This is a genomic window from Streptomyces sp. NPDC001351, assembly GCF_042896045.1.
Taxonomy (GTDB): domain Bacteria; phylum Actinomycetota; class Actinomycetes; order Streptomycetales; family Streptomycetaceae; genus Streptomyces.
This window is the reverse complement of the sequence record NZ_JBIAWS010000002.1, coordinates 646,171-672,177: the sequence shown is the minus strand read 5'-3', so window position 1 is coordinate 672,177 and position 26,007 is coordinate 646,171. Positions and strand designations below refer to the sequence as shown.

Sequence of the window (26,007 nt, the reverse complement as noted above, 5' to 3'; positions counted from 1 at the left end):
ACGCCGTCACCTCAGCTTCGGGTCGAGGGCGTCGCGGACCGCGTCGCCGAGCATGATGAACGCCAGCACGGTGACCGCGAGCGCCCCGGCCGGCCACAGGAGCATGTGGGGGGCGTTGCGGATGTAGGGGGAGGCCGCCGAGATGTCGATGCCCCAGCTGACCGTGGGCGGCTTCAGACCGACGCCGAGGTACGACAGGGTCGCCTCCAGCGCGATGTACGTGCCGAGCGCGATGGTCGACACGACGATCACCGGGGCGACGGCGTTCGGTGTGATGTGCCGCAGCAGGATGCGGGCGTCGGAGGCGCCGAGCGCGCGGGCGGCCTGCACGTAGTCGTTCTGCTTGGCGGTGATCACCGAGCCGCGGGCGATGCGGTAGACCTGCGTCCAGCCGAGCAGCACGATGAACCCGATGACCGGCCAGATCGTGTTGCTGGTCACCACGGAGAGCAGCACGAGACCGCCGAGCACGACCGGGATCGCGAAGAAGATGTCGGTGATCCGGGACATCAGCGAGTCCCAGCCCCCGCCGAAGTACCCGGCGAGCCCGCCGAGGACCGAGCCGAGCAGCGCGACACCGAGCGTGGCCAGGACGCCGACGCTGATGGAGATGCGGGTCCCGTACACGGTGCGCGTGTAGACGTCGCAGCCCTGGCCGTCGTAACCGAAGGGGTGGCCGGGCCGGGAGCCCTCCTGGGCCTTGGCGAGGTCGCACTTGAGGGGGTTGCCGGAGGCGATCAGGGACGGCCACAGGGAGATCACGACCAGGAACAGGATCACCAGCGCCGAGACGATGAAGACGGGGTTGCGGCGCAGGTCGCGCCAGGCGTCCGACCACAGGGAGCGCGGCCTGCCCGCAGGTCCCGTCCCTTCCGGCCCGCCGGGCGTCCGCTCCAGGGTCTCCGCCTCGCTGACGGCGAGGTCCATCGCACCGCCCATGCCCGTGGAGGAGATGGCGCCCTCGGACTCGTACTGCTCAGGCATAGCGGATCCTCGGGTCGAGTACGGCGTACAGGAGGTCGACCAGCAGGTTCGCCACCAGGAAGACCAGGACGAGTACGGTCACGAAGCCGACGACGGTCTGGGTGTTCTGGCGCAGGATGCCCTGGTAGAGCTGGTAGCCCACGCCGTGGATGTTGAAGATCCGCTCGGTGACGATCGCGCCGCCCATCAGCGCGCCGATGTCGGTGCCGATGAAGGTGACCACGGGGATCAGCGAGTTGCGCAGCAGATGGCGGATGATCACCCGCTGCCGCGGCAGGCCCTTGGCGACGGCCGTGCGGACGTAGTCGGAGCGCCGGTTCTCCGCGATGGAGGTACGGGTCAGCCGGGTGACGTAGGCCAGGGAGACGGAGGCGAGGACCAGGCCCGGCACGATCAGCTCGCCGAAGGTGGCGTCGGGGGAGACCGACGGTTTGATCCAGCCCCACTCGACGCCGAGGAGCAGCTGGAGCAGCAGGCCGGTCACGAAGGTGGGGACGGAGATGACCACCAGGGTGGCCAGCAGGACGGAGGTGTCGACCGGCCGGCCGCGCCGAAGTCCGGTGATCACCCCCAGCGTGATGCCAAAGACGATCTCGATGAGGATCGCGACGATCGTCAGCCGGATGGTGACCGGGAACGCCGTCGCCATCAGCTCGGTGACCTTCTGGCCGTTGAACGCGGTGCCGAAGTCGCCGGTGAAGACGTTCCCCATGTAAGTCAGGTATTGCTGCCACACCGGCTTGTCGAGGCCGAACTCCTTCTTCAGCTGCGCGGCCGTGGCCGGGTCGCACTGCCGCTCACCGCACAGTCCCGCGATGGGGTCGCCCATCACGTTCACCATCAGGAAGATCAGCAGCGTGGCCCCGATGAACACCGGGATCATCTGGAGCAGACGCCGGACCACGTACCGTCCCATGCGCGGTCAGCCGACCTTGATCTCGTTGTAGACCGGGACGCTGAACGGGTTCAGCGCCACGTTCGAGAGCCGGTCGGACCAGCCCGCGCTGCCGTTCTGGTACCAGAGCGGGATGGCCGCCATGTTGTCGCGGACGACCTTCTCGGCGCTCTGGAAGAGCCCGATCGCCTTGCTGGTGTCGGTCTCGGAGTTGGCCTGGTTGACGTAATGGTCGAAGTCCTTGTTGGACCACTTGCCGTCGTTGGAGGAGGCGTTGGTGTAGTAGAGCGGCTGCAGGAAGTTCTGGATGAGCGGGTAGTCCATCTGCCAGCCCGCCCGGAACGGCCCGGTCATCTTGTGCTGCCCGATCTGGTTGCGGAAGTCGGCGAAGGTGCCGATCGGGTTGCCGACGCAGGCCTTGTCGTTGCCGAGCGCGTTGTTGATGGAGTTGCAGACGGCGTCCACCCACTCCTTGTGGGAGCCGGTGTCCGCGTTGTACGAGATCTTGACCTGGCCGCCGGGCAGCCCGCCGCCCTCCTGGACCAGCTTCTTGGCCTCGCTGGGGTTGTACTCGCAGCTGCTCCCGCACAGCCCGTCCTGGAAGCCGCCCTTCGTGCCGAGGACCGGGGAGGTCCAGTCGCTGGCCGGGGTGCGGGTCTTCTGGAAGATCGTGTCGGTGATCTGCTTGCGGTTGATCGCCATGGACAGGCCCTTGCGGACCTTCTCCGAGCCGCTCTTGTTCCAGGCCGGGTCGTAGAACGGGAAGGCGAGCGTCTGGATGATGCCGGCGGGCGTGTTGAGGTACCGGTTGCCGAGGTCGCTCTTGACGTTCTTGAGCTGGGCGGCCGGGACGTCGTCCACCAGGTCGAGGTTGCCGGCCATCAGGTCGGTGTACGCGGTGTTGCTGTCGGTGTAGACCTTGAGGTCCACACCGCCGTTGTGCGCCTTGTCCGTGCCGGGGTACGCGTCCCACTTCTTCAGGGACATCTTCGAGCCCTTGGTGTACGACTCCACCGTGTACGGCCCGTTGCCGATCGGCTTCTTGATCCACCCGGCGTGGTCGGAGAAGAAGGCCGACGGCAGCGGGTCGAAGGCCGCGTATCCGAGGGTGTCGGGGAACGTGGAGAACTTCTGCGTGAGCTTGACGGTGAAGGTCCTGGTGCCGGTGACCTTGAGGCCGGCGAGCTTGTCGGCGGTCTGGCTGCCGGTCTCCGGGTGGACCTTGTCGTAGCCATCGATGTACCCGAAGAAGTAGGCGTTCTTCTGGTTGTTCTTGAGGCTGGCGCCGTAGTTCCAGGCGTCCACGAAGGACTTGGCGGTGACGGCCTCGCCGTTGCTGAACTTCCAGCCGCTCTTGACGGTGACGGTGAAGTTCTTCGAGTCCGAGGTGGAGATCTTCTCGGCGAGCATGTTCTTCGCGGCGCCGGTCTTGGGGTCGTACCGCTTCAGCCCCCGGAAGATCATGTCGAGGACCTTGCCGCCCTGCACCTCGTTGGTGTTGGCCGGCTCCAGCGGGTTCTGCGGGTCTCCCCAGGAGGAGCTGAGCACGGCGCTGCTGCCACCGCCGCCGCCGCTGCCGCCGCCGCAGGCCGTCGCGGCGAGTGCGAGCGCCGCGGCGCCTGCGGCCCATTTGGCGTGCGTGGCTCCGGGCATGGGGGGCCTCCTCGGGAATACCTGTCCATTACCGGTCAATATCCGGGCAAATGACACGGAGCGCACATTCGATGCACCCGTCTGCGGGACGGGACCGCGGGGCAGCCGGTCCCCGGGCTCGGGCCGGCGAGACGTTCCGCGTCACGGCCCGGGACGTGTGGCCGGTGGCGGTCCACTGACAGGCCGTCCGTTCGCGACAGTCACGACATCATCACGGCGGCTGACTCCCTCCCCCGACGGCGTCAGCGCTCTACCAGGACCCCTTCACCGGTCTAGACCAATAGCGGTCCGGGCGAACATCAACTCGCCGTTTTCGCAGGCCACCATGGTTTCAAGCGCCGTTGACGTGCGCAGACTGCCGCTGGTAGACACACTCATCACCCCGCCGGCCCGTCACCAGGCAGAACTCCCTCCCGAAGTCCGAACCAGCCGTCCCTGTGCGAGCGATGACGTGAGGTCACGATCCATGAGCACACAAGACCAGCACGGCACCAGGCGTTCACATCCGAGAAGCCCGCGATCGCGCACGGCCCGGCTCATGGCGGCCGCCGGCGCCGCCGCTCTGATGTTCTCGGCGGGCCTCGCGACTCCGCTCAACCCGGTGCCCCAGCGCGCGGAGGCCGCCCAGGGCAAGAAGGTCCTCACCGTCGCGGTGGCGCAGAGCGTCGACTCGCTGAGCCCCTTCCTGGCGGTGCGTCTGCTCAGCACGAGCATTCTGCGGCTGACGTACGAGTACCTGACCGACTACGACCCCGGGGACGCGCACCCGGTCCCGGGCCTGGCCACCAGTTGGCAGCCCTCCGCCGACAAGCTCACCTGGACGTACACGATCCGCTCCGACGCGAAGTGGTCGGACGGGCAGAAGGTGACCGCCGAGGACGCGGCCTGGACGTTCAACAAGATGATGACCGACCAGGCGGCCGCCACCGCCAACGGCAGCTTCGTCACCAACTTCCGCAAGGTGACGGCGCCCAGTCCCACCAAGCTGGTCGTCGAGCTGAAGAAGCCCCAGGCCACGATGACGGCGCTCGATGTGCCGATCGTGCCCGAGCACATCTGGAAGGACGTCAAGGACTTCTCGAAGTTCAACAACGACAAGTCCTTCCCCGTCGTCGGTGACGGACCGTTCGTCCTCAGCGACTACAAGGCGGACAGCTACGTCAGGCTCAAGGCCAACAAGGGCTTCTGGCGCGGGGCGCCCAAGTTCGACGAGCTGGTCTTCAAGTACTACAAGGACCAGGACGCGGCGGTGGCCGCCCTGCGCAAGGGCGAGGTCTCCTTCGTCGCGGGCGCACCCGCCCTGACACCGGCCCAGGCGGCCTCCCTCAAGGGCCAGAAGGACATCCGCGTCAACGACGCCCCCGGCCGGCGCTTCTACGCCCTCGCCACCAACCCCGGCGCGCAGGCGAAGAACGGCAAGAAGTTCGGGGACGGCGACCCGTCGCTGCTCGACCAGCGGGTGCGGCACGCGCTGTTCCTGGCGGTGGACCGGAAGACCATCATCGACAAGGTGTTCCAGGGGCACGCGGTCGAGGGCCAGGGCTACATCCCGCCGCGCTTCTCGACGTACTTCTGGAAACCGTCGGCCGGCCAGGAACTCTCCTACGACCCCGCCAAGGCCGCCCAGCTCCTCGACCAGGCCGGTTACAGGAAGAACGCCGACGGCAAACGGGTCGGCAAGGACGGCAAGCCGCTGAACTACCGGGTCCTGTGCCACGCCACCGACCCCAACGACAAGGCGGTCGGCCAGTACCTCAAGGAGTGGTGGGCGAAGCTGGGCGTCGGCATGACGCTCGACTGCCTGGACAACGTCACCGACCCCTGGCTCGCGGGCAAGTACGACCTCGCCTTCGACGGCTGGTCCGTCAACCCCGACCCGGACTATGTGCTGTCCATCCACACCTGCGCCGCCCTGCCCGCGACCCCGAAGGACACCGGCGCGACCGACAACTTCATCTGCGACAAGACCTACGACGAGCTGTACGCCAGGCAGCTCGCCGAGTACGACTCCGCCAAACGGGCCGACATCGTCAAGCAGATGGAGTCGCGGCTGTACGACCTGGGGTACATGAACGTCATGGCGTATCCGAACGCCGTCGAGGCCTACCGCACCGACCAGATCAAGTCGATCGAGACGATGCCCAAGGCCGCCGGCAACATCTACGGCCAGGACGGCTACTGGAGCTGGTGGTCGGCGGTCCCGGCCGACTCGGGCAGCTCCTCCGGGGGCAGCTCGACCGGGGTCGTCGTGGGGGTCGTCGCGGGTGTCGTGGTCCTCGCCGGGGCCGGTCTGCTCTTCGCGCGGCGCCGCCGCGCCACCGCGGACGACCGCGAGTAGCCCATGCAGCCAACGGCCCCCGACGCGGCGTCCGCCGCGGTCGACAAGGCCGCCGTACCGGTCCCGGCCGGCCCGGCGGTCCGCGGACCACGGGCCCGCACCGCCACCGCGTATCTGCGGTACGGGGCGGGCAAGGCGGGCGGCGCCGCCGTGTCACTGCTCGCCGTACTGGTCACCGGGTTCTTCCTGTTCCGGCTGATCCCCGGTGATCCGGTCAAGACGATGACCGGCGGCCGCCCCGTCTCGGCGGCGCAACTGGCCGCGTACCGCCGGGAGTTCGGGCTCGACCTGCCCGTGTGGCGGCAGTTCACGGACTACTGCGGCAAGGCGCTCACCGGTGACCTGGGCACCTCGTACCAGTTCCGCACCCCGGTCGTCGACAAGATCGGCGAGGCCTTGCCGAACACGCTGCTGCTGACCGGCACGGCTTTCGTGCTGTACACCGCGCTCGGCATGTTCCTCGGCACCCGCTCGGCCTGGCGGCACGGCCGGCTCGGCGACCGGCTGAACACGGGTCTGGCGCTGACCCTGTACTCCGTACCGTCGTTCTGGCTGGGCCTGCTGGTCATCATCGTGTTCGGGGTGGGTCTCGGGCCCGTCCCCGGGCTGTTCCCGACCGGCGGCATGGAGTCGGGCGGCGAGGAGGGCTTCGCCTACGTCCTCGACGTCGCCCATCACCTCGTCCTTCCCGTCCTCACCCTGGTCGCCGTCGAGTACGGCCAGACGCTGCTGGTCACCCGCTCGGCGCTGCTCGACGAGATGGGCAGCGACTATCTGACGACCGCCCGCGCGAAGGGCCTCCGCGACGACCTCGTGCGGCGCCGGCACGCCGTGCCGAACGCGCTGCTGCCCACGGTCACCCTGGTCTTCGTCAATCTCGGCCGGACGGTCGCGGGCGTCATCCTGGTCGAGACGGTCTTCTCCTGGCCGGGCCTCGGCGGACTGTTCTACCAGGCCCTGAGCGTCCCCGACCTGCCGCTCGTCCAGGGCCTGTTCCTCTTCTTCGCCTCGGCGGTGATCGTCATGAACACCCTGGCCGACCTGCTCTATCCGCTGCTCGACCCCCGGGTGGGCCGATGACGGCCGAACCGGTGCAGGAGACCCCTCGCCGGCTGGCCTGGCAGCGCCGACGCCGGTCCGCCGTGCGGTTCTGGCAGCAGTACCGCACGCATCGCGCCGGTCTGGTCGGCCTGGCGGCGCTCGCCCTGTTCGCGCTGGCCGCACTGACGGCGCCGCTGACGGTCGGCTCGGGCGTGGCCGGGGTGACCGACGCGCCGGGCAGTCCACTGCAGCCGCCGAGCGGCGAATTTCCGCTGGGCACCGACCGCTTCGGGCGGGATCTGCTGGGCCTGGTGGTGTGGGGCTCCCGGGTCTCGCTGCTGGTCGGGCTGCTCGCGGCCGTGCTGTCGGTGGTGATCGGCACGGTCGTCGGGATCACCGCCGGGCACTTCCGGGGGGCGTACGCGACGGTGCTGATGCGGATCACGGACTGGTTCCTGGTGATGCCGGCGCTGGTGCTCGCCATCGCGCTGGCCACCGTGATGTCCCGTTCCCTGGGCACGGTGATCCTCGCGATCGGCGTCACCTCCTGGCCGACGACGGCCCGGCTGGTGCGCGCGCAGACGCTGGCGGTGGAGTCGCGGCCGTACATCGAACGGGCGAGGGCGCTCGGCGGCGGGCACTGGCACGTCATGACCCGGCACGTGCTGCCCAATGTGATGCCGCTGGTCCTCGCCCAGACGACCCTGATGATCTCCTCCTCCGTGCTCGCCGAGGCGACGCTGGCCTTTCTCGGCCTCGGCGACCCCACGGTCATCTCATGGGGCGGCCTGCTGCAGGACGCCCGCGAGGCCGGTGCCGTCAGCTCCGGCGACTGGTGGTACCTGGTGCCGCCGGGCATCGCGATCGCGGTGGTCGCGCTGACGTTCACGCTGTGCGGACGTGCGGTGGAGTCCGTCCTCAACCCGAGGCTGGGGGTGGCCCGTTGACGCTGCTGGAGGTGCGGGACCTCGAGGTGACGTACGCCGGTGGCGCGGCCGCCGTGCGGGGCGTGGACCTGTCGCTCGCGGCGGGGCAGAAACTCGGCATCGCGGGTGAGTCGGGCTGCGGCAAGTCCACGCTGGCGCTCGCGCTGCTCAAGCTGCTGCCGGCCGGGACCCGGGTGTCCGGGGAGATCCTGCTGAACGGCGAGGACGTCCTGGCCATGCGCTGGGGGCAGGTGCGGGCGGTGCGCTGGGCGGGCGCCTCGATCGTCTTCCAGGGGGCGATGCACTCGCTCAACCCGGTGCACCGCGTCGGCGACCAGATCGCCGAGCCGATCCTGCTGCACCGCCGGGCGACGGCGGCCGCGGCGCGCAAGCGGGCGGGCGAGCTGCTGGAGCAGGTGGGCCTGCCCGCGGCACGCGCCTCGGCGTACCCGCACGAGCTGTCCGGCGGCCAGCGGCAGCGCGTCATGATCGCCATGGCGCTGGCCTGCGACCCGCGGCTGGTCATCGCCGACGAGCCGACCACGGCCCTGGACGTGATGATCCAGGCGCAGATCCTGCGCCTGATCGAACAGCTCGTCGCCGAGCAGGACGTCGGCCTGATCATGATCAGCCACGATCTGGCGGTGCTGGCCGACACCTGCGACCGGCTCGCGGTGATGTACGCGGGCCGGGTCGTCGAGGAAGGTCCCGCCAGGCAGGTCTACGAGGACGCCCGGCACCCGTACGCGAAGGCCCTGGCGGCGGCCTTCCCGCGGATCGGCGACACGGCCTCCCGGTTCGCCCCGAGCGGCCTGCCCGGCGATCCGCCCGACCCGTCCGCGCTGCCCTCCGGATGCACCTTCCACCCGCGCTGCCCGGTGGCCCTGGAGGGGTGCTCCGTGGAGGACCAGCGGCTGCGGGACGCGGGGCAGGGGCGGTGGGCGGCCTGTGTGCACGTGGGGGCCGCGGTGCCGCCGCCGGCCGGTCCGACGGAGGATGCGAGGAGCAGTACATGACGACGACGGCACCGCCCCTGCTCAGCGCCCAGGGCCTGCACGTGACCTTTACCGGGCGGCACGGTGCCCCGGCGGCGCGGGCCGTGGACGGCGTCGAACTCGACATCCGGGGCGGGGAGATCGTGGCGCTCGTCGGCGAGTCGGGCTGCGGCAAGACGACGCTGGCGCGCTCCCTGCTCGGCCTGGTGCGGCCGGCCGCGGGGCGGATCACCTTCGCCGGGAAGCCCCTGGAGTACTCCTCGCGGGCCCTGAAGGCGTACCGCAGACGCGTCCAGCTCGTACTGCAGGATCCGACCGGCTCGCTCAACCCCCGGCACACGGTGTACGACGCGGTCGCCGAGGGCCTGCGCATCCACGGCCGTACGGGGAACGAGCGGGCGGCCGTCGCCGAGGCCCTCGCCCACGCGGGACTGCGCCCCCCGGAGCGGTTCTTCCTGCGCTACCCGCACGAACTGTCCGGCGGCCAGCGGCAGCGGGTCGTGATCGCGGGCGCGCTGGTCCTGGAACCCGAACTCATCGTCGCCGACGAGCCGGTGGCCTCGCTCGACGCCTCCGTGCGCGGCGAGATCCTCGCCCTCCTGCTGCGGCTGCGCACCGAACTGGGCCTGTCCGCGCTGGTGGTCACCCACGACCTGGGCCTGGCCTGGAACATCGCCGACCGGGTGGCGGTGATGTACCTGGGCCGGATCGTGGAGACGGGGGATGTCGAGCAGGTGCTGACCGCTCCCCGCCACCCGTACACCCAGGCGTTGTTGTCGGTGCTGCCGGAGGCCCAGGGCGATCCCGTGGTGCTGACGGGCGAGCCGCCGGATCCGTCCCGCATCCCGGCCGGGTGCCGGTTCCATGCCCGCTGCCAGGTACTGGCGAGCGGCGAGGCGGAGCGGGCGGGGGTGGCGGACCGATGCCGTACGGAGGACCTGGAGATCCTCAACGGCAGGGACGAGGCCCAGGTCGCCTGCCACTGGGCTCGGGCTCGGGTGTCCACCTGATCTAGTCGGCCACCAGCTCGACCTCGAAGCCGTCGGAGTTGGCGAGGTAGGCCGCATGGTGCTGCGGGCCGCCGGCGTGCGGGTAGCGCTCTGCGAACAGCGGCGACCAGCCGTGCGCGGGAGCCGCCTCCGCCAACTCGTCGACGTGCGCCGGGGATCCGGCGTGGAACGCCAGGTGGTTGAGACCGGGACGCATCCGGTCATGGGTGCCGGAGCTCATCGCCGGAGACTGCTCCACGACGAGATAGGTGGGCCCGAGCCGCCAGCTGCGGCCGGCCGCCCACTCCTGGTACGGGAGATATCCGAGCCGGCCCAGAAGCCAGCCCCATTCGTCGCAGGCACGGGCGAGGTCGGGAACCCACAGTTCGATGTGATGCAGCAACTCGCTCTCCCTGTGCGCAAACGCGGGTTCCCGGCACCCTCGCGAGGGTGCCGGGAACGGTGGCGCTGTCGCCGCGGACGTCAGCCCGCGTGGACGATGTCCTTCTCCTCCGCGAAGTGGCAGGCCGACTCGTGGGCCGCCGGGGAGTCCGATCCCTTGAAGCGCTCGGGAATCGCCAGCAGCGGAACCTCCTTGGCGCACTTGTCCTCGGCCTTCCAGCAGCGCGTGCGGAAGCGGCAGCCCGAGGGCGGGTTGGCCGGGGAGGGCACGTCACCGGTCAGGATGATCCGCTCGCGGTGCTCGCGGGCCTCCGGGTCCGGCACCGGGACCGCCGACAGCAGCGCCTGCGTGTAGGGGTGCGTCGGGTGCTCGTAGATCTGCTCGTCGGTGCCGATCTCGGCCATCTTGCCGAGGTACATCACGCCGACCCGGTCCGAGATGTGCCGGACGATCGACAGGTCGTGCGCGATGAAGATGTAGGAGAGGTTGAACTCGTCCTGCAGTCGCTCCATCAGGTTGATGACCTGCGCCTGGACGGAGACGTCCAGTGCCGAGACCGGCTCGTCGCAGATGATGATCTCCGGGTTGAGCGCGAGGCCGCGGGCGATGCCGATGCGCTGGCGCTGACCGCCGGAGAACTGGTGCGGGTAGCGGTTGATGTACTCGGGGTTGAGGCCGACGACGTCCAGCAGCTCCTGCACCTTGCGGCGCCGGTCGCCCTTCGGGGCGGCCTCCGGGTGGATCTCGAAGGGCTCCCCGATGATGTCGCCCACCGTCATACGCGGGTTGAGCGAGGTGTACGGGTCCTGGAAGACCATCTGGATGTTGCGGCGGACGGCCTTCAGCGCACGCCCGGACAGCTTGGTGATGTCCTGGCCCTTGTAGAAGATCTCGCCGGCCGTCGCCCGCTCCAGGTTCATCAGGAGCTTGGCCACCGTGGACTTGCCACAGCCGGACTCGCCCACGATGCCCAGGGTCTCGCCCTGGTGAAGGTCGAAGGAGATACCGTCGACGGCCTTGACCGCACCGATCTGCTTCTTGAACAGGATGCCCAGGGTCAGCGGGAAGTGCTTGACCAGGTTGCGCACCTGGAGGATCGGCTCACCCCGCTCCGCCGGCGCCTCGATGACGGCGACGGCCTCGGCCTCGGAGGCTGCGTCGACCACGTCCACCTCGGAGACATTCGGCGTGGCGTCCTGCGGCTCGTCGTTCTTGCTGAGCTCAGCCATGGAGCGTCTCCTTCCAGAAGTGGCAGGCCGAGGCGCGGCCCACCAGCTCGCCGCCGTCCTGCTCGGTGACCGGCAGCAGCGCCGGGACATCCGAGCGGCAGACGTCCTGAGCCTTGGGGCAGCGCGGGTTGAAGGCGCAACCGGTCGGGATGCGCAGCAGGTTGGGCGGCAGACCCTTGATCGCGTACAGCTCCTGGCCCTTCTGGTCCAGGCGCGGGATCGAGTCCAGCAGACCGCGGGTGTAGGGGTGCGCGGGCCGCTTGTACAGCTCGTGGACCGGGGCCGTCTCGACGATCCGGCCCGCGTACATCACGGCGATCTTGTCCGCGACATCGGCGACCACGCCCAGGTCGTGGGTGATCAGGATCAGGCCCATGTTGTACTCGCGCTGCAACTCCGCGAGCAGGTCCATCACCTGGGCCTGGACCGTCACGTCGAGGGCCGTGGTCGGCTCGTCGGCGATGATCAGCTCCGGCTCCAGGGCCAGCGCCATCGCGATCATGATGCGCTGACGCATACCGCCCGAGAACTGGTGCGGGTAGTCGTCGACGCGGGCCGCGGCGGCCGGGATCTTCACCCGGTCCATCAGCTCGATCGCCTTGGCCTTGGCGTCCTTCTTGGACATGCCGTGGTGGACGCGGAACATCTCGCCGAGCTGGTAGCCGACGGACAGCACCGGGTTCAGCGAGCTGAGCGCGTCCTGGAAGATCATGGCGATGCGCCGGCCGCGGATCTTGCGGCGGTCCTCGGCGGACATCGTGAGCATGTCCTGGCCGAGGAAGCGGATCTCGCCCTGGGGGATCTTCGCCGGCGGCATGTCGAGGATGCCCATGATGGCCTGCGCGGTCACGGACTTGCCGGAACCCGACTCGCCGAGAACGGCGAGCGTCTCGCCCGCGCCGACGCTGTAGTTGACGCCGTTGACCGCCTTGACGACACCCTCGCGGGTGTGGAACTCGACGTGCAGGTCACGCACTTCGAGGAGCGGGCCGCCTTCGCCGTCCTGCGGCGAGGGCACGGGAACTTCTTCGATGATGGTCACGTACGCCTCCCTCAGCGCATCTTCGGGTCAAGGGCGTTGCGCACGGCCTCACCGAGCATGATGAACGCCAGCACGGTGACGACGAGCATGATCGACGGGTACAGCATGATCCACTGTGCCACTCGGATCTGGTTGCCGCCGTCGGAGATGTCATTGCCCCAGGACACGCCGTTCAGGCCGAGGCCCAGGTACGACAGGGTCGCCTCGGCGGAGATGTAGACGCCGAGCGAGATGGTGGCGACGACGATCACCGGGGCGAGGGTGTTCGGCAGGATGTGCCGGAAGAGGATGCGCGGTGTGCTCGCGCCCAGCGCCTGGGCCGCGTGCACGTAGTCGGACTGCTTGGTGGTGATCACCGCGCCGCGCATCACGCGGGCGATCTGCGTCCAGCCGAAGAAGCTCAGCGCGCCGATGACGACCCAGGTGGTCCGGTCCTGGAAGGAGGTGAGGAAGACCATGGTGCCCAGCAGGAACGGGATGCCGAAGAAGACGTCCGTCAGCCGGGACAGGACCGAGTCGACGATGCCGCCGAAGTAGCCGGCGATCATGCCGACCAGGCCGCCCACGACGGTGACCGCGATGGTCGTGCCGAAGCCGACCGCGATGGAGGCACGGGCGCCGTAGATGACACGGGCGTAGACGCTGCGGCCCTGCTGGTCGTAGCCCAGCCAGTCCGCCGAGAAGACATTGCCGAGCTTGGGATGCTGCAGGAAGTGCTTGGCCAGGTCGCCGGAGGTCGGGTTGGCACCGGTGAACCAGCCGGGGAAGAAGGTGATCGTCAGCAGCAGGACGATCAGGCCGGCCGAGACTATGAAGATCCAGCTGCGCCGCAGGTCCTGCCAGGCGTCGCCCCAGAGACTGCGGGTCTTCTCCGGCTTCGGCTCGGGCAGCGTCCCGCCGGCCGCCGCGACGGCAGCGTCCTCGGCTGCGGCCTCGGGAACGGTCTTGGTCACGTCAGGCATAGCGAATCCTCGGGTCAAGGACCGCGTAAAGCAGGTCGACGAGCAGGTTGGCGAGCAGGTACACGAGGACCAGGATGGTCACGAGGCCGACGAGGGTCGTGCCCTCGCGGCGCACGATCGACTGGTAGATCGTGCCTCCGATGCCCTGGATGTTGAACAGGCCTTCGGTGACGACGGCACCGCCCATGAGGGCGCCGATGTCGGTGCCCAGGTAGGTGACCACCGGGATCAGCGAGTTGCGCATCAGGTGCACGCCCACCACACGCCGCTTCGGCAGGCCCTTGGCGATGGCCGTGCGGATGTAGTCGGCGCGCAGGTTCTCGGCGATCGAGGTGCGGGTGAGCCGGGTGACGTACGCCAGTGACGCCGTCGCCAGCACGATGGCCGGCATCAGCAACTCGTTGTAGTTCGTCGAGTCGTTGACGTTCGGCGGCAGCCAGTTGAGGTCGAAGGCGAAGACGACCTTGAGGATGTAACCGAGGACGAACACGGGCACCGAGATCAGCAGCAGCGTGAACACCAGGATCCCGTTGTCGGCAAGCCGTCCGGCGCGCAGGCCCGCGGCGATACCGAGAGCGATCCCGAAGACCATCTCGATGAGGAAGGCGAGGCCGGCCAGGCGCAGGGTGACGGGAAAGGCATCGCCGAGGACATCCGTGACCGGGCGGCCACTCGCGATCTGCGTGCCGAAGTCGGCGTGCACGATCATGCCCTTCATGTAATGCCAGTACTGGACCAGGATCGGCTGGTCCAGGCCGTACTGATGTCTCAGCTGGGCGATCACCTGCGGGCTGCCGCCCTTGTCGCCGAAGAGTCCACGCACGGGGTCACCGGGCAGGGCGTAGACCATGAGGAAGATCAGCAGGGTTGTCCCGATGAAGACCGGGATCATCTGGAGCAGTCGTCGTGCGACGTAGCGCCCCATCGTGCCTCCATGTCAGTCACAGCGGCAGCCGACGGGCCCTTTCCCCGCGCACCGTTGATTGATGCGTGCGGAAAGGGCCCCCCAGCCACTGCCGTTGCCCGGGGTGCGTCCTTGCGCACCCCGGGTACGGGCTTGTGGTTACTTCTTCAGGACCTGGACGTCAGTGACGATCGGGTCGCCGGTCTGGTTGAACTTGACGTTCGAGACCTTCTCCGAGTAGCCCGCGTTGACCTTGTAGTACCAGAGCGGAATGCTCGGCATGTAGTCCTTGAGCTGCGCCTCGATCGCCTGGTACTTCTGCTCCGACTCCTCCAGCGTGCTCGCGCTGTCGGCCGCGGCGATCTCCTGGTCGATCTTCGGGTTGGAGAAGCCGCCCTGGTTGCCGTCCGACTTGGAGCCGTACAGGTCCCGGATGAAGTTGGAGATGAAGGGGTAGTCCAGCACCCAGCCCGAGCGGTACAGCGACTTGACCTGGTGCGCGTCACGCGCGTTCAGGTCGGCCTGGAAGTCGGCCTTGGAGTCGCCGGCGCACTTCACTCCGGTCGCGTTGGTGATGGAGTTGCAGACCGCGTCCACCCAGTCCTTGTGACCGCCGTCGGCGTTGAACTGGATGTAGATCTGGTTGCCCGGAACGCCGCCGCCTTCCTTGATGAGCTGCTTGGCCTTCGTCGGGTTGTACGTGGTGACGTCACCGGCGACGTTCGGCTTGTAGCCCAGCACGCCCTTGGCGACCCAGCCGGTTGCGGGCTCACGGGTGCCGTTGAGGACGGTCTTGGTGATCGTGGGGCGGTCGATCGCCATCGACAGACCCTGGATGACCTTGGGGTTGATGTTCTTCCACTGCTTGGTGTAGTACGCCACGGCGATCGTCTGGACGCCGGAGAACGACTGGTCGATCGCGCGGCTGCCGAGGTCCTGCTTGTAGACGGGCAGGTCCTTGGGGGCGATCAGCGTCAGGACGTCGACGTTGCCGGACTTCAGGTCCTCGTACGCCGTCTCGGGGCTGGCGTAGTTCTTGAAGATCACGCCGCCGTTCTTGGCCGCGTTCGGGCCCTTGTAGTCGGCGAACTTGGCGACCTGGATCTGCTTCTTGTGCTGCCAGCTGACGAACTTGTACGGGCCGTTGCCGATCGGGTGCTGGCCCGCGGCCTTCGGGTCCTTGTAGAAGGACTCCGGCAGCGGCGAGAAGACCTCGTAGCCGAGCTTGTACACGAAGTACGGCATCGGCTTGGACAGCGTGATGGTGAAGGTGTCGTTGTCGACGACCTTCAGGCCGGACATCGTGGTGGCCTTCGGCTTGCCCTTGGCCGGCGCGACGTCGTCGTAGCCCTGGATGTCGGAGAACCAGAAGCTGTTGGTCTGCTTGTTCGCCGGGGCGGCGGCCCAGTTCCACGCCTTGACGTAGGAGTCGGCGGTGACCGGGGTGCCGTCGTGGAACTTCCAGCCGGACTTCAGCTTGACCGTGAAGGTCTTGTTGTCCTTGCTGTCCACCGACTGGGCGTTGACCATGACGATCTTGCCCGCGGAGTCGTAGCTGACCAGCTGCGAGAACAGCGACTTGATGACGATGCTGCCGTAGGACTCCATGGTGTTGGCCGGCTGCAGCGGGTTCTGCGGCTCACCGGACTCGACCGAGTAGATCCCGTTGGGGTCAACCGCGGCCTTGCTGTCGCCCTTACTGCCACCGCCACCGCCACACGCAGTGGCCCCCAGCGCCACAACCGCAGCTATCGCAACCCACTTGGCGCTCTTGGCACCACGCATGGGGCTCCTCCTCATGAGTCCATTGGTTCACCGCATGGAGGGGCACAGGACGCATCACCGTCACCGGTGCCTGAAATGGTCAAGTGCCCCCGCGCTCGTGAGTCGGCGCCGCCAGCAGCGCGTGACCCGTTGTTCCGAGCTCTACGCGCCTAACTATCTGCCATGCGCCATGACCGAACCACACTCAAAAGGTCTCGGTTCGATCACACCTGACGCGTACATCTTCCAAAATCCGGACAAAGGGTTTGCCGAAAGATCCCTGCGAAACGGACTTGTTACACATCTATCGGGCTCGAATGTCCGTATACCGAACGCGAGCGGCATGAAAATTCAGTTGCGGAATCGTGGCGCCTGTGCAGGAGTGCACGGCCCACCACTTTCAGCCAGCGGGCCTGCGTCACAGGGCCGCTCGCCGGGCCCTCGCAGATGACGGTCAGGGCCCACGCTGGCAGCAGCGTAGTGCCGTGTGATCCGGCCTTGACGGATCCAGAACGAGAACAAGGGTTTTCCCTAACCCTGTGCCGCACCGGGGGCCTGGCCTCGGGCCGACCACACCACGAGGCCCGCACCTCTCCAGGCGCGAGCCTCGTCACATCCGGGGGTCGGGGGTCACCCCTCCAAGAACAACTCCGCGGCATCCGTCGCGTGCACGGCGCGCTGGGCCCAGGCCGTGAGCTGATCCCGGTCCGGACAGGCCCTCACCCGCTTACGGACGGCGGCAGGCACGGGGATGCCGCGCCATTCGAGGATGCTCAGGACCATCTCGATGCCCACCTCTACGCGGCCCTCTAGCCGGCCCTCTTCACGCACCTGCTCGGCCAGCGGATGCCGGAAGAAGTACTGCATCGCCACCTTCAGGTCCCCCCACAGCGGATTGCGTTTGCCGGACCCGCTTGCCCCGTCAGCCCCCGGTCACTCATCGACGAACAACTCCGCCGCATCCGTCGCGTGCACGGCCCGCTGCGCCCAGACCTCCAGCTGGTCCAGGTCCGTGCAGGCTTCCACCCGCTCCCGGACGGCGTCGGGCACGGGGATGCTGCGCCATTCCAGGATGCGGAGGATCATCTGCATGCGGTCCTGGATACGGCCTTCCTCCCGACCCTGCTCCCGCACCTGCTCCGCCAGCGGATGCCGGAAGAAGTACTGCATCGCCGTCATCAGGTCCCTCCACATCTGTTTCACCTGGGGGTCGGCCAGGCATGATTCGACGAACTGCGCGAAGGCCCCGGCGCTGTCCGCGTCGATGGTCTTCAGGGCGGCTGCCAGCGATTCCAGTATGGCGGCGGCCTTCGGCCCCTTGCCATGCGTCATGGCCGAGAGCACCGCAAGTGGTACGTCCCGTTCGGCCTCCCCTACATCGGCGATCACTGGCACGTTGTCCGGTCCGAGCACGAGCGGCCGTACCGTCAAGGAGGGCTGGCCGGGCACACCGACATGGATCGGCTCGGCCGCCCAGCGGGCCGTGGAGCTGCACTGCGTGGTGACGATGAGCACGGGCTCGCAGCGGTACTTCTCGTGCAGGTATGAGAGGTAGTACGGCCAACTGCCATGCTCGGCCTCGTCCTTCTACCGCCGCGACTCGACGACCAGAAGTTGACATCCTCCGCCCCGTAAACGGGGCGGGATCCCTTCTCAGGCCGCGTGCGGCCGGGTGGGGGGTTGACGCTTCGCAGACTGGGTATCCCCGAGGTCTCCACGTCCTGACACCGCCTGCCCGGCGGCGTGATCGATGTTGCGTCCTGCATTGGTGTCCGCGTTGGCCTCGAACCCGCAGTCGGGGTTCTTGCACACGAAGCGAGCCTGGGTCTGGCGGCTTCCGGGAGTGATGAAGCCGCAGGCGGAGCAGCGTCGGGAGGTGTTGGGGGCGGGAACCTTGACCACGATGCCGCCACGGTCGGCGCTCTTGTACTCCAGCATGGTCACGGTGCGGCCCCACGCTTCTGCAGCGATCGCCCGGTTGAGCCCTGCCTTCTGACGGACGCCCGTGCCGGGGGCTTCCACCGTTCCCTTGGCGGATTTGACCATGTTGGTGATGGCCAGATCTTCCACCCCGATCCGCGAAAATGTCTCGGCGATGCCGGTGGTGGTCTTGTGCTGCCAGTCGATCGCTCGGCGCTTGGCTGTTGCGCGGAGCTGGGCGATCTGGTCGTAGGTGCGTGTCAGGCGACGGGAGTTCTTCTCGCCGGGCTTGCGGGCGTGACGCTTTCGTTCCTTGGTCTTCTCCAGTCGGCGCAGTCGTCCGGCTTCGCCCTTGGTGAGCCAGGGGCCGTGGTTGCGAAAAGTGCCGTCCGACAGGGCGAGGGGCTTGGCGATGCCTCGGTCGATGCCGACTGTGGGGCCGGTGTGTTCCGCGGGTTCGGGCACCTGGCTCCGGACGCGGAAGACAACGTGCCATCCGTCCGCTTCCTTCACGAGCCGGGCTCCGGTGACCCGGTTGCCTTTGTCGGCTCGCCTACCGACCGGGAGATCTTTGGTCCAGCGAAACAGAACGTGCCCGATCTTCGGAGCCCACATACGTCCCCACCGCCGGTTCAGCCTGACGATCTGGAGGTCACGGCCCTGCGGGATGTCGATGGCCATGCGGGAGCTAAAGCGACCCTTGAAGGTCGGGGCCTGGGCGCGGCCGTCCCAGCAGTTCTTCCATGCCTGGAAGTAAGTCTTCAGTACGGCCTGCGCCGCCTGGGCGGGGAGGACGCCGAGCCAGGGGAGATCCTTGCGGCCCTGCCGGATCGCCTCGTCGGCGGCGGCAGGGCTGCGGCGCTCTTTGGGGAGCATCGTCCACCAGTCATGCAGGAGATTCCACATCGTGCGGGCCGCATGCCCTTGATCCTCAGCCGCCAGTGTCTGAGCGGGGGTGAGGCAGAGCCGAGCCTTGTGGCCACGCTGACGCTTCAACATCCCTCCCGATCCCGACGAGCTGACCATCGGCTCTCCTTTCTTTCCGGCGTGGTCAACGAGCTACGAGACGGCCAGGTCACACCAGACGAACTTCCCTCGGTCGCCGAAGCGGGCCGACCGTTGCCACCCCCAGTTCTCCGCGCAGGCCGCGACCAGGCCGAGTCCCCGGCCCTCCTCCCGATCCGTGACCTGGTCCAACGGCCGTGGCGGCTCCGGCGGTTCGGGGTCGGTGTCCCACGCCCCGATCCACACGGCTCCCTCCAGGGATCGACGCACCCGGAGAGCGGCGGGCCCCTTGGTGTGCCGTACGGCGTTGGCGATCAGCTCCGTCGCGAGGAGTTCGGCCGTGTCCACCAGCCCGATCAGCCCGTGCTTGGTCAGGATCAGACGCAGGGTGCGGCGGCAGACGGTGACGGCTCTGAGGTCGTTGGGGATGTAGAGGGTGTAGTCCCACGGTTCGCTTTCGGGCATGCGTCAGCTCCGTTCAGAGGGAGGGGATTTCGCGTGCGGTGGCATTGCCGCAGCCGTCATGGCAGGACGGAGCAGTGCGCTTCCGCACCGTGCACGTCGCATCACTGACGGTAGGCCATAAATTTCAGTCGGTGCAAGCCGATCGCGTAGTCTGACCCGCGAACGAGTCGTTCTCACCAGGGCAGTTGAAAGAAAGTAGGACGCCGTGCCAGCACGACGGCACCCGACAGCACGCCAGGTACGGCTGGGCGCTGAGCTGCGCAAACTTCGCGAAGCCGCAGGGCTCAAGGCAACCGAGGTGGCGAGCATGCTCGGGGCGAGCTCCGTCCAGATGAGCCAGGTCGAGGCGGGGATCACCGGTGTGAGCGAACGGCGGTTGCGACAGCTCGCGGCCAACTATGCCTGCTCCGACGACGCGTTGATCGATGCCCTGGTAGCCATGGCGACGGACCGCACACGCGGCTGGTGGGAGGAATACCGGGGCCGCCTGGCAACGCCCTTCCTCGACCTGTCCGAGCTGGAACACCATGCCAACTACCGGTGGGACGTGGATTTCCTGCACGTCCCAGGTCTTTTACAGACGGAGGATTACGCCCGAGCACTCTTCTCCTACATGAACCCGGAGCACTCGAAGAGCGATATGGAGCTGTGGGTTGAGCACCGGATGAAACGACGCGTCATCATCGAGCGTCCTGACCCGATTCCGTACGAGGCCGTGATCCACGAAGCGGCGCTGCGTATCAGGGTGGGCGGCCGTGCCGCAGTGCGGGCCCAGCTCACCCGCATCCTGGAACTCTCCGAAGCCGACCACGTCACCGTACGCCTCATCCCGTTCGACCTGGACGACTTCGCCGGAGCCGGAAGCGCCATGGTGTATGCGGGCGGCCCTGTCCCCAAGTTGGACACGGTGGTACGCGACGCACCCCACGGGACCGGGTTCATCCACGCCGAAGCACAACTCAGCCGATTTCGAAAACTCTTCCGTAAGCTGGAAGCGGTGTCGCTCGAGCCCGGCCGTTCGCGCGACTTCATCCACGGACTGGCGAAGGAACTGTGAGGCGCTCATGGCCACCCGCGACCACTGGCGTAAGTCGTCCTACTCCGGTGGCGGCGAGGGGAACGCCTGCGTGGAGATCTGCACCCGCCCCACCCACATAGCCATCCGTGACTCCAAGGCCCCGGCCATCGGCACCCTCGCCTTCCCCGCCGAAGCCTTCACCCCGTTCATCGAAGCCCTGAAGCGCTCAGCGCCCACGGCAAACTGAGATGCCCGGGTGCCCCCAAGCTGGGGGCACCCGGGCATCAAATGACCTGCCGTCAGCCGTGCTTGGCGCGGCTCGCCGCGCGGGCGCGCTCGCGGGCGTCCAGGTTCACCTTGCGGATGCGGACCGCCTCCGGGGTGACCTCCACGCACTCGTCGTCGCGGCAGAACTCCAGGGACTGCTCCAGGGAGAGCTTGCGCGGCGGGACGATCGCCTCGAACGTGTCGGCCGAGGACGACCGCATGTTGGTGAGCTTCTTCTCCTTGGTGATGTTCACGTCCATGTCGTCGGAGCGCGAGTTCTCGCCGACGATCATGCCCTCGTACACCTCGGTGCCAGGCTCGACGAAGAGCACGCCGCGCTCCTGGAGGTTCGTCATCGCGAAGGCGGTGACGGCACCGGCGCGGTCGGCGACCAGCGAGCCGTTGTTACGGGTCTGAAGTGTGCCGAACCAGGGCTCGTGGCCCTCGTGGATGGAGTGGCCGATGCCCGTGCCGCGGGTCTGGGTCAGGAACTCGGTACGGAAGCCGATGAGACCGCGGGACGGGACCACGAACTCCATGCGGACCCAGCCCGAGCCGTGGTTGGACATGTTGTCCATGCGGCCCTTGCGGACGCCCATCAGCTGGGTGACCGCGCCCATGTGCTCCTCGGGCACGTCGATCGTCATGCGCTCGACCGGCTCGTAGACCTTGCCGTCGACGTCCTTGGTGACGACCTGCGGCTTGCCGATGGTCAGCTCGAAGCCCTCGCGGCGCATCTGCTCGACCAGGATGGCGAGCGCCAGCTCACCGCGGCCCTGGACCTCCCAGGCGTCCGGGCGCTCGGTGTCGAGCACGCGGAGGGAGACGTTACCGATCAGCTCGCGGTCGAGGCGGTCCTTGACCTGACGGGCGGTCACCTTGCGGTCCTTGACCGCCGACTTGGCGTCGGCGCCCTTGCCGGTGCCGCCACGGCCGACCAGCGGTGAGGTGTTGGTACCGATGACCATGGAGATCGCGGGCTCGTCGACCGTGATCAGCGGCAGCGGAATCGGGTTCTCCGGGTCGGCCAGGGTCTCGCCGATCATGATGTCCGAGATACCGGCGACGGCGCAGATGTCACCGGGGCCGGCCTTCTCGGCGGGCTTGCGGGTGAGCGCCTCGGTCATCAGCAGCTCGGTGATGCGCACATTGGACATCGTGCCGTCACGCTTGATCCACGTGACGGTCTGGCCCTTGCGCAGCTCGCCCTGCTCGACGCGGAGCAGCGCGATACGGCCGAGGAAGTTGTCGGCGTCCAGGTTGGTGACGTGCGCCTGGAGCGGGGCGGCCTCGTCGTACTCCGGAGCCGGGACGTGGGACAGGATCGTGGAGAAGAACGGCTCCAGGCTGTCGCTGTCCTGCGGGACGGTGCCGTCCTCCGGCTTGGTCAGCGAGGCCACACCGTCACGCGCACACGCGTAGACGATCGGGAACTCGATCTGGTCCTCGTCGGCGTCCAGGTCGAGGAAGAGGTCGTAGGTCTCGTTGACCACCTCGTCGATCCGGGAGTCCGGGCGGTCCGTCTTGTTGATGCACAGGATGACGGGCAGGCGCTGCTGGAGGGCCTTGCGCAGGACGAAGCGGGTCTGCGGAAGCGGGCCCTCGGAGGCGTCGACCAGCAGGACCACCGCGTCCACCATCGACAGACCGCGCTCGACCTCGCCACCGAAGTCGGCGTGGCCCGGGGTGTCGATGATGTTGATGGTGATGACGTCGCCGCCATCCTTCGGGTGGTACTTCACGGCCGTGTTCTTGGCCAGGATCGTGATGCCCTTCTCACGCTCCAGGTCGTTCGAATCCATCATTCGGTCGTCGAGCGACTCGGCGGCGTGCGCGGCGAAGGCACCGGCCTGCTTCAGCATGGCGTCGACGAGGGTCGTCTTGCCGTGGTCGACGTGGGCGACGATGGCGACGTTGCGGATGTCGTGGCGCGTGGCCATGAAGGCGTACTCCTGGAGTGTGAGGAAGGCCGACGCGTACGTCTGTGTTACGCGGACCCTGCCGGGCTGAACACGCCACGGCCTTACACCATGGTACGGGGCCGCCGCGGCGGCGGCTCGCCGGGCGACCGGGGTCAGGTGTTCCGGGTGGCCGGGGAGCCGGGTTCGCAGGAGAGCCGGGCAGCCTGACGGGCGATCCCGCTGTCGACGTACTCGTCGCAGGAGAGGATGCCTTGCAGGTCGACCGTCCAGTTCCGTGCGTGGCCCGTCGTGGTCCGGCCGCCGGGGCAGGTGTGGCGGAAGTCCCCCTCCCATTCCCGGACTCCGGCGTACTGCACGGTTTCGCCCGGGTCGGACACCTCGGAGAAGCGGCTGTCCAGGTTCGGCGCCTTCTGGTGCACGTCCGTGAAGGCCCAGGTGTCGCCGTTCACGTCGGCCAGAGTGGCGGCGTCGGAGTCGATCTCGCCGATCTTCTTGCCGAGCGAGAAGAGGACCTCGGCCGGGGGCAGGGCCGGTCCCTCGGTCCGTACCGACGGCTTCGGGGTGTACACCCGCTCGATCGGGTTCGTCGTCCTGATGGTGCGGCCCCTGCTCGGCTCCGGCGCGGACACACCGGTCAGCCGGTCCGTCTTCTTCACGCCGGTCCAGGTGAAGCTCCCGTTCGCGCAGGCCTTCGCCACGGCCGGTGCGCTGCTCCTGGTGGCGGCCTTGCCGTCGCCGTCCCCGCTACCGGTGCACCCCGCGAGCCCCGCCGCCACCGTCACCGCGGTCAGCGCCACAGCCCACCCCCGTGTGACGCCCCGCATGTGCCGCCCCGTTTCCCCCGCGCACGGGCGCCCGGCGCCCGCGGCATGATCAATGGTCGACTCATGCTGTGGGCGCCGGGCGGGTACGGCAAGCGTTTTGAGCTGTTCCTGAGCTACGGTCCCCTCAGCCGTCCGACTTCGCGCTCGCCGACGGCTTCGCCCCCTTCTTCAGGAAGCCCATGTCCTCGTAGACCGGGGTCTGGAAACCGAAGGATCCGGCGTTCACCAGGTTCTTGGCCGCGGCCGTCAGCTGGGGGCGCTGGTACAGCGGGATGGAGCCGGCGGCGGCCCAGATGCGGGAGTCGGCCTTGCGGATCAGGGAGAGGTTCTCGTCGGTGTCGAGGGTGGCGGCCGCCTGGTCGAAGAGGTGGTCGACCTGGTCGGTGCCGACGCGGGTGTAGTTCTGCTCGACGTCGAGGGAGCCGTCGGCGGCCGGGAGCGGCTTGGCGTAGATGGGCCGGGCGTCGGTGGCCGGGAAGGCGGAGACGGGCCAGGAGTACAGGGCGAGGTCGAACTCCCCGGACGCGATGTGGTCCTTGAAGTAGCTGTCGTCGGAGACCTTCGTGATCCGGGTGCCGATGCCGACCCGCTGCAGCATGGCGCCGATCCGGTCGGCCACGGTCCGCAGGGCCTGCGAGCCCGGTCCCGACGGAAGGACGAAACGCAGGGTGAGCGGCTTGCCGTCCTTGGCCAGCATCGCTGTGGCGGCGCCGGCCGGGGCCGCGGTGCCCTTGGGGGCGTAGGCGCCGGGCGCGCCGCCGTGCTGCGGCTGCTGTCCGGCGTACTTGCCGTCCGCGAGGTGCGTGCCGGACCGCTCGCCGCCCTTGGCCTTCTCGTCCTTCTTGCTGTGGTCCTTGGGATCCTTGTCGTGGCCGCTCTTGCCGTCGCCGTTGTCGTCCTCGCCGACGATGTACGTCCCGTCGTCGCCGCCCTCGGACTCGTCGGCCTTCCGGCCCTGGGCCCCGGCGGCCTTCTCGGCCTTCTGCTTCTTCTTCTCCTCCTTGACCGGACCGCCGCGCACCCACCCGGCGTCCGCGAGCAGCGCCTGCGCCTCGCCGGTGTCCTGGCCGCCGATCGCGCCGCTGTTGTCGGCGTAGGCGGCCTGCCCGGACAGCGCGAGATGGCTGCCGACGGGCACGGCGGGCAGCCCGAGCGGTTTGAGTACGGCCTCGGCGAGCGCCTTGCGGTCGAGGGCGCGGGCCACCGCGCGGCGGACGCGCTCGTCGGCGAGGGGGCCCTCGGCGCCGTTGAGGGCGAGCTGGGTGTAGACCGGCTCCAGCGACTTGCGGACCTCGAAACCGCTCAGGCCCTCGGCGTCGGCGGGCAGGGTCTTGGCGGCGGCGCGGCGGGCCTCCGGGCCCGGCAGCGCGGCGGAGCCCTTGGCCCCGGCGGCCGGGGCGATGCGCTGGGCGCCGGACGGGTCGATCTCGGCCAGGTCGATCTCGCCGTCGGCGAGCGCGGCGGGCCGCTTGTCGAGCGGTACGGCCTTCAGGTCGATCTCGGAGAGCTTGGCGGGCTGCCCCCACCAGCGCGGGTTGCGGACCAGGCTGACCTGGTTGTTCTTGTGGTCGACCGCCTTCAGGGCGAAGGGCCCGGCGGTGACCTTGAGCGTCCTGCGCGCCCCGTCGTTGAAGGAGTCCGGCGTCCCCATGACGTCCTTGGGGTACAGCGGCGAGAACAGCGACTGCCAGTCGGCGTAGGGCCGTGCGAAGGTGACCTTGACCTCGAGGTCGTTCGCACCGCGCTCGATCTTCTCGATGCGGTCGTAGCCGGCGTTGCGGGCGGTCCAGTACGCGGTGTCCCTGCCGGACAGGGCGCGCCACTGGGCGGCGAAGTCGGCGGCGCCGATCTCGCGGCCGTCGCTCCAGACGGCCTGCTGGGCGATCTTGTAGAGGACGACCTGCTTGGGCTCGGTCTGGACGACCTTGGCGGACTCCAGGTAGTCGGAGTTGCGCTGCGGCCGCCCGTTCCGGTCCAGCCGGTACAGGGACGGCAGGACGGCCTGCGCGACACGGTTCGTGACCGCGTCGGCGTCCGACTGGAACGTGTTCAGGGTCTCCGGGACGTCGTCCACGGCCCACCGCAGGGTGCCGCCGTCGGCGATCAGGTCCCGGCCGGCGGGCGCGATGTCCGGCCCCGCAAGGGGCTTGCCCGCCTTGTCCTCGGAGGCACAGCCCGCGAGCACGGGCACCACGAGCGCGCCCGCGGCGAGGAAGGCGACCGAACGCGCGACCGCACCGGGCCTGGTCCTCAGTCTCCCGTCGTGGGACATCTTCGCTACCTCCGAGGCCGCTCCAGCCGGTGACACGGGTGGGGGTCTGATCACATTTGGGCGTATTTTGGAGTTGATCAGATCTACGGCACCACTGAAGAGGAAAGGGTTCGTCCACCGGGGGTGACACGGCGGCAGAGCCGGGCAACCCCACTCGTACGGCCCAATGTGCGCCCCCGGCGCACACAG

The 26,007-nt window shown here is 68.5% G+C and carries 22 protein-coding genes and 1 pseudogene; 7 read left to right on the top strand and 16 right to left on the bottom strand.

What is annotated here, in order from left to right:
- Positions 1-6 precede the first annotated feature (6 nt).
- From ACFY1U_RS08720 to ACFY1U_RS08710, 3 genes are read right to left on the bottom strand one after another with little or no spacing between them, the layout of a single operon-like run.
- Positions 7-984 (bottom strand): ABC transporter permease, encoded by a 978-nt coding sequence (locus ACFY1U_RS08720; RefSeq protein WP_390693379.1) that lies wholly within the window; start codon positions 982-984, stop codon positions 7-9.
- Positions 977-1,900 (bottom strand): ABC transporter permease, encoded by a 924-nt coding sequence (locus tag ACFY1U_RS08715; protein WP_390693377.1) that lies wholly within the window; start codon positions 1,898-1,900, stop codon positions 977-979. The genes ACFY1U_RS08720 and ACFY1U_RS08715 overlap by 8 nt, the downstream gene beginning before the upstream one ends.
- A 6-nt stretch (positions 1,901-1,906) precedes the next feature.
- A complete protein-coding gene (locus ACFY1U_RS08710) occupies positions 1,907-3,532 on the bottom strand; it encodes an ABC transporter substrate-binding protein (protein ID WP_390693376.1) in 1,626 nt (541 codons plus the stop codon).
- Between the two features lie 466 nt (positions 3,533-3,998).
- Between ACFY1U_RS08710 and ACFY1U_RS08705 the strand changes: the two genes are divergently transcribed.
- From ACFY1U_RS08705 to ACFY1U_RS08685, 5 genes are read left to right on the top strand one after another with little or no spacing between them, the layout of a single operon-like run.
- Positions 3,999-5,870 (top strand): ABC transporter substrate-binding protein, encoded by a 1,872-nt coding sequence (locus tag ACFY1U_RS08705; protein ID WP_390693375.1) that lies wholly within the window; start codon positions 3,999-4,001, stop codon positions 5,868-5,870.
- Positions 5,871-5,873: 3 nt separating this feature from the next.
- Positions 5,874-6,950 (top strand): ABC transporter permease, encoded by a 1,077-nt coding sequence (locus ACFY1U_RS08700; RefSeq protein ID WP_390693374.1) that lies wholly within the window; start codon positions 5,874-5,876, stop codon positions 6,948-6,950.
- Positions 6,947-7,858 (top strand): ABC transporter permease, encoded by a 912-nt coding sequence (locus ACFY1U_RS08695; protein WP_390693373.1) that lies wholly within the window; start codon positions 6,947-6,949, stop codon positions 7,856-7,858. Before ACFY1U_RS08700 ends, ACFY1U_RS08695 begins: the two co-directional genes overlap by 4 nt.
- Positions 7,855-8,853 (top strand): ABC transporter ATP-binding protein, encoded by a 999-nt coding sequence (locus ACFY1U_RS08690; RefSeq protein ID WP_390693372.1) that lies wholly within the window; start codon positions 7,855-7,857, stop codon positions 8,851-8,853. The genes ACFY1U_RS08695 and ACFY1U_RS08690 overlap by 4 nt, the downstream gene beginning before the upstream one ends.
- Positions 8,850-9,842 (top strand): ABC transporter ATP-binding protein, encoded by a 993-nt coding sequence (locus ACFY1U_RS08685; RefSeq protein ID WP_390693371.1) that lies wholly within the window; start codon positions 8,850-8,852, stop codon positions 9,840-9,842. Before ACFY1U_RS08690 ends, ACFY1U_RS08685 begins: the two co-directional genes overlap by 4 nt.
- Before the next feature lies 1 nt (position 9,843).
- Here ACFY1U_RS08685 and ACFY1U_RS08680 read toward each other — a convergent pair whose 3' ends face one another.
- From ACFY1U_RS08680 to ACFY1U_RS08635, 10 genes and pseudogenes are all read right to left on the bottom strand, one after another.
- Complete coding sequence (locus tag ACFY1U_RS08680; RefSeq protein ID WP_390693370.1) at positions 9,844-10,224, bottom strand: VOC family protein; 381 nt, start codon at positions 10,222-10,224, stop codon at positions 9,844-9,846.
- An 80-nt stretch (positions 10,225-10,304) separates the two neighbouring features.
- Positions 10,305-11,453, bottom strand: coding sequence for an ABC transporter ATP-binding protein (locus ACFY1U_RS08675; protein ID WP_390693369.1), 1,149 nt, complete (start codon positions 11,451-11,453; stop codon positions 10,305-10,307).
- Positions 11,446-12,495: an ABC transporter ATP-binding protein gene (locus tag ACFY1U_RS08670; RefSeq protein WP_390693368.1), complete on the bottom strand. Its 1,050-nt coding sequence runs from the start codon at positions 12,493-12,495 to the stop codon at positions 11,446-11,448. The genes ACFY1U_RS08675 and ACFY1U_RS08670 overlap by 8 nt, the downstream gene beginning before the upstream one ends.
- A gap of 11 nt (positions 12,496-12,506) precedes the next feature.
- Positions 12,507-13,457 carry an ABC transporter permease gene (locus tag ACFY1U_RS08665; protein WP_390693367.1) on the bottom strand — a complete coding sequence of 317 codons (951 nt, stop codon included), beginning with the start codon at positions 13,455-13,457 and terminating at the stop codon, positions 12,507-12,509.
- Entirely contained in the window at positions 13,450-14,382 is a 933-nt protein-coding gene (locus ACFY1U_RS08660; RefSeq protein ID WP_390693366.1) for an ABC transporter permease, read from the bottom strand. The genes ACFY1U_RS08665 and ACFY1U_RS08660 overlap by 8 nt, the downstream gene beginning before the upstream one ends.
- A 138-nt stretch (positions 14,383-14,520) precedes the next feature.
- Positions 14,521-16,146 (bottom strand): ABC transporter substrate-binding protein, encoded by a 1,626-nt coding sequence (locus ACFY1U_RS08655; RefSeq protein ID WP_390693365.1) that lies wholly within the window; start codon positions 16,144-16,146, stop codon positions 14,521-14,523.
- A gap of 609 nt (positions 16,147-16,755) precedes the next feature.
- On the bottom strand, positions 16,756-16,992 hold the full coding sequence (locus ACFY1U_RS08650) for a hypothetical protein (RefSeq protein ID WP_390693679.1): 237 nt from the start codon (positions 16,990-16,992) through the stop codon (positions 16,756-16,758).
- A 66-nt stretch (positions 16,993-17,058) separates the two neighbouring features.
- A pseudogene (locus tag ACFY1U_RS08645) lies at positions 17,059-17,748 on the bottom strand (hypothetical protein); the annotation flags it as partial.
- 30 nt (positions 17,749-17,778) lie between these two features.
- Positions 17,779-19,071 carry an RNA-guided endonuclease InsQ/TnpB family protein gene (locus tag ACFY1U_RS08640; RefSeq protein ID WP_390693364.1) on the bottom strand — a complete coding sequence of 431 codons (1,293 nt, stop codon included), beginning with the start codon at positions 19,069-19,071 and terminating at the stop codon, positions 17,779-17,781.
- Between the two features lie 33 nt (positions 19,072-19,104).
- Entirely contained in the window at positions 19,105-19,515 is a 411-nt protein-coding gene (locus ACFY1U_RS08635; protein ID WP_390693363.1) for an ATP-binding protein, read from the bottom strand.
- Between the two features lie 205 nt (positions 19,516-19,720).
- On the opposite strand from ACFY1U_RS08635, the gene ACFY1U_RS08630 reads away from it, so the two are divergent.
- Both ACFY1U_RS08630 and ACFY1U_RS08625 read left to right on the top strand, forming a co-directional pair.
- Complete coding sequence (locus tag ACFY1U_RS08630; RefSeq protein WP_390693362.1) at positions 19,721-20,572, top strand: helix-turn-helix domain-containing protein; 852 nt, start codon at positions 19,721-19,723, stop codon at positions 20,570-20,572.
- Between the two features lie 7 nt (positions 20,573-20,579).
- A complete protein-coding gene (locus tag ACFY1U_RS08625) occupies positions 20,580-20,780 on the top strand; it encodes a DUF397 domain-containing protein (protein WP_390693361.1) in 201 nt (66 codons plus the stop codon).
- Between the two features lie 52 nt (positions 20,781-20,832).
- Here the strand turns inward: ACFY1U_RS08625 and typA are convergent, their stop codons facing one another.
- The 3 genes from typA to ACFY1U_RS08610 form a co-directional block, all read right to left on the bottom strand.
- Entirely contained in the window at positions 20,833-22,740 is a 1,908-nt protein-coding gene (gene typA / locus ACFY1U_RS08620) for a translational GTPase TypA (protein WP_390693360.1), read from the bottom strand.
- A 134-nt stretch (positions 22,741-22,874) separates the two neighbouring features.
- The gene (locus ACFY1U_RS08615; RefSeq protein WP_390693359.1) at positions 22,875-23,546 is read right to left on the bottom strand and encodes a hypothetical protein; all 672 of its coding nucleotides are present in this window, start codon (positions 23,544-23,546) and stop codon (positions 22,875-22,877) included.
- Positions 23,547-23,670: 124 nt separating this feature from the next.
- The gene (locus ACFY1U_RS08610) at positions 23,671-25,818 is read right to left on the bottom strand and encodes an ABC transporter family substrate-binding protein (protein WP_390693358.1); all 2,148 of its coding nucleotides are present in this window, start codon (positions 25,816-25,818) and stop codon (positions 23,671-23,673) included.
- Between the last annotated feature and the right edge of the window lie 189 nt (positions 25,819-26,007).

What these genes read in the sequence shown, in the direction of transcription:
- ACFY1U_RS08720 (WP_390693379.1), bottom strand. Translation starts at nt 984, where the DNA reads ATGCCTGAGCAGTACGAGTCCGAGGGCGCCATCTCCTCCACGGGCATG.
- ACFY1U_RS08715 (WP_390693377.1), bottom strand. Translation starts at nt 1,900, where the DNA reads ATGGGACGGTACGTGGTCCGGCGTCTGCTCCAGATGATCCCGGTGTTC.
- ACFY1U_RS08710 (WP_390693376.1), bottom strand. Translation starts at nt 3,532, where the DNA reads ATGCCCGGAGCCACGCACGCCAAATGGGCCGCAGGCGCCGCGGCGCTC.
- ACFY1U_RS08705 (WP_390693375.1), top strand. Translation starts at nt 3,999, where the DNA reads ATGAGCACACAAGACCAGCACGGCACCAGGCGTTCACATCCGAGAAGC.
- ACFY1U_RS08700 (WP_390693374.1), top strand. Translation starts at nt 5,874, where the DNA reads ATGCAGCCAACGGCCCCCGACGCGGCGTCCGCCGCGGTCGACAAGGCC.
- ACFY1U_RS08695 (WP_390693373.1), top strand. Translation starts at nt 6,947, where the DNA reads ATGACGGCCGAACCGGTGCAGGAGACCCCTCGCCGGCTGGCCTGGCAG.
- ACFY1U_RS08685 (WP_390693371.1), top strand. Translation starts at nt 8,850, where the DNA reads ATGACGACGACGGCACCGCCCCTGCTCAGCGCCCAGGGCCTGCACGTG.
- ACFY1U_RS08675 (WP_390693369.1), bottom strand. Translation starts at nt 11,453, where the DNA reads ATGGCTGAGCTCAGCAAGAACGACGAGCCGCAGGACGCCACGCCGAAT.
- ACFY1U_RS08665 (WP_390693367.1), bottom strand. Translation starts at nt 13,457, where the DNA reads ATGCCTGACGTGACCAAGACCGTTCCCGAGGCCGCAGCCGAGGACGCT.
- ACFY1U_RS08660 (WP_390693366.1), bottom strand. Translation starts at nt 14,382, where the DNA reads ATGGGGCGCTACGTCGCACGACGACTGCTCCAGATGATCCCGGTCTTC.
- ACFY1U_RS08655 (WP_390693365.1), bottom strand. Translation starts at nt 16,146, where the DNA reads ATGCGTGGTGCCAAGAGCGCCAAGTGGGTTGCGATAGCTGCGGTTGTG.
- ACFY1U_RS08650 (WP_390693679.1), bottom strand. Translation starts at nt 16,992, where the DNA reads ATGCAGTACTTCTTCCGGCATCCGCTGGCCGAGCAGGTGCGTGAAGAG.
- ACFY1U_RS08640 (WP_390693364.1), bottom strand. Translation starts at nt 19,071, where the DNA reads ATGGTCAGCTCGTCGGGATCGGGAGGGATGTTGAAGCGTCAGCGTGGC.
- ACFY1U_RS08635 (WP_390693363.1), bottom strand. Translation starts at nt 19,515, where the DNA reads ATGCCCGAAAGCGAACCGTGGGACTACACCCTCTACATCCCCAACGAC.
- ACFY1U_RS08625 (WP_390693361.1), top strand. Translation starts at nt 20,580, where the DNA reads ATGGCCACCCGCGACCACTGGCGTAAGTCGTCCTACTCCGGTGGCGGC.
- typA (WP_390693360.1), bottom strand. Translation starts at nt 22,740, where the DNA reads ATGGCCACGCGCCACGACATCCGCAACGTCGCCATCGTCGCCCACGTC.
- ACFY1U_RS08615 (WP_390693359.1), bottom strand. Translation starts at nt 23,546, where the DNA reads ATGCGGGGCGTCACACGGGGGTGGGCTGTGGCGCTGACCGCGGTGACG.
- ACFY1U_RS08610 (WP_390693358.1), bottom strand. Translation starts at nt 25,818, where the DNA reads ATGTCCCACGACGGGAGACTGAGGACCAGGCCCGGTGCGGTCGCGCGT.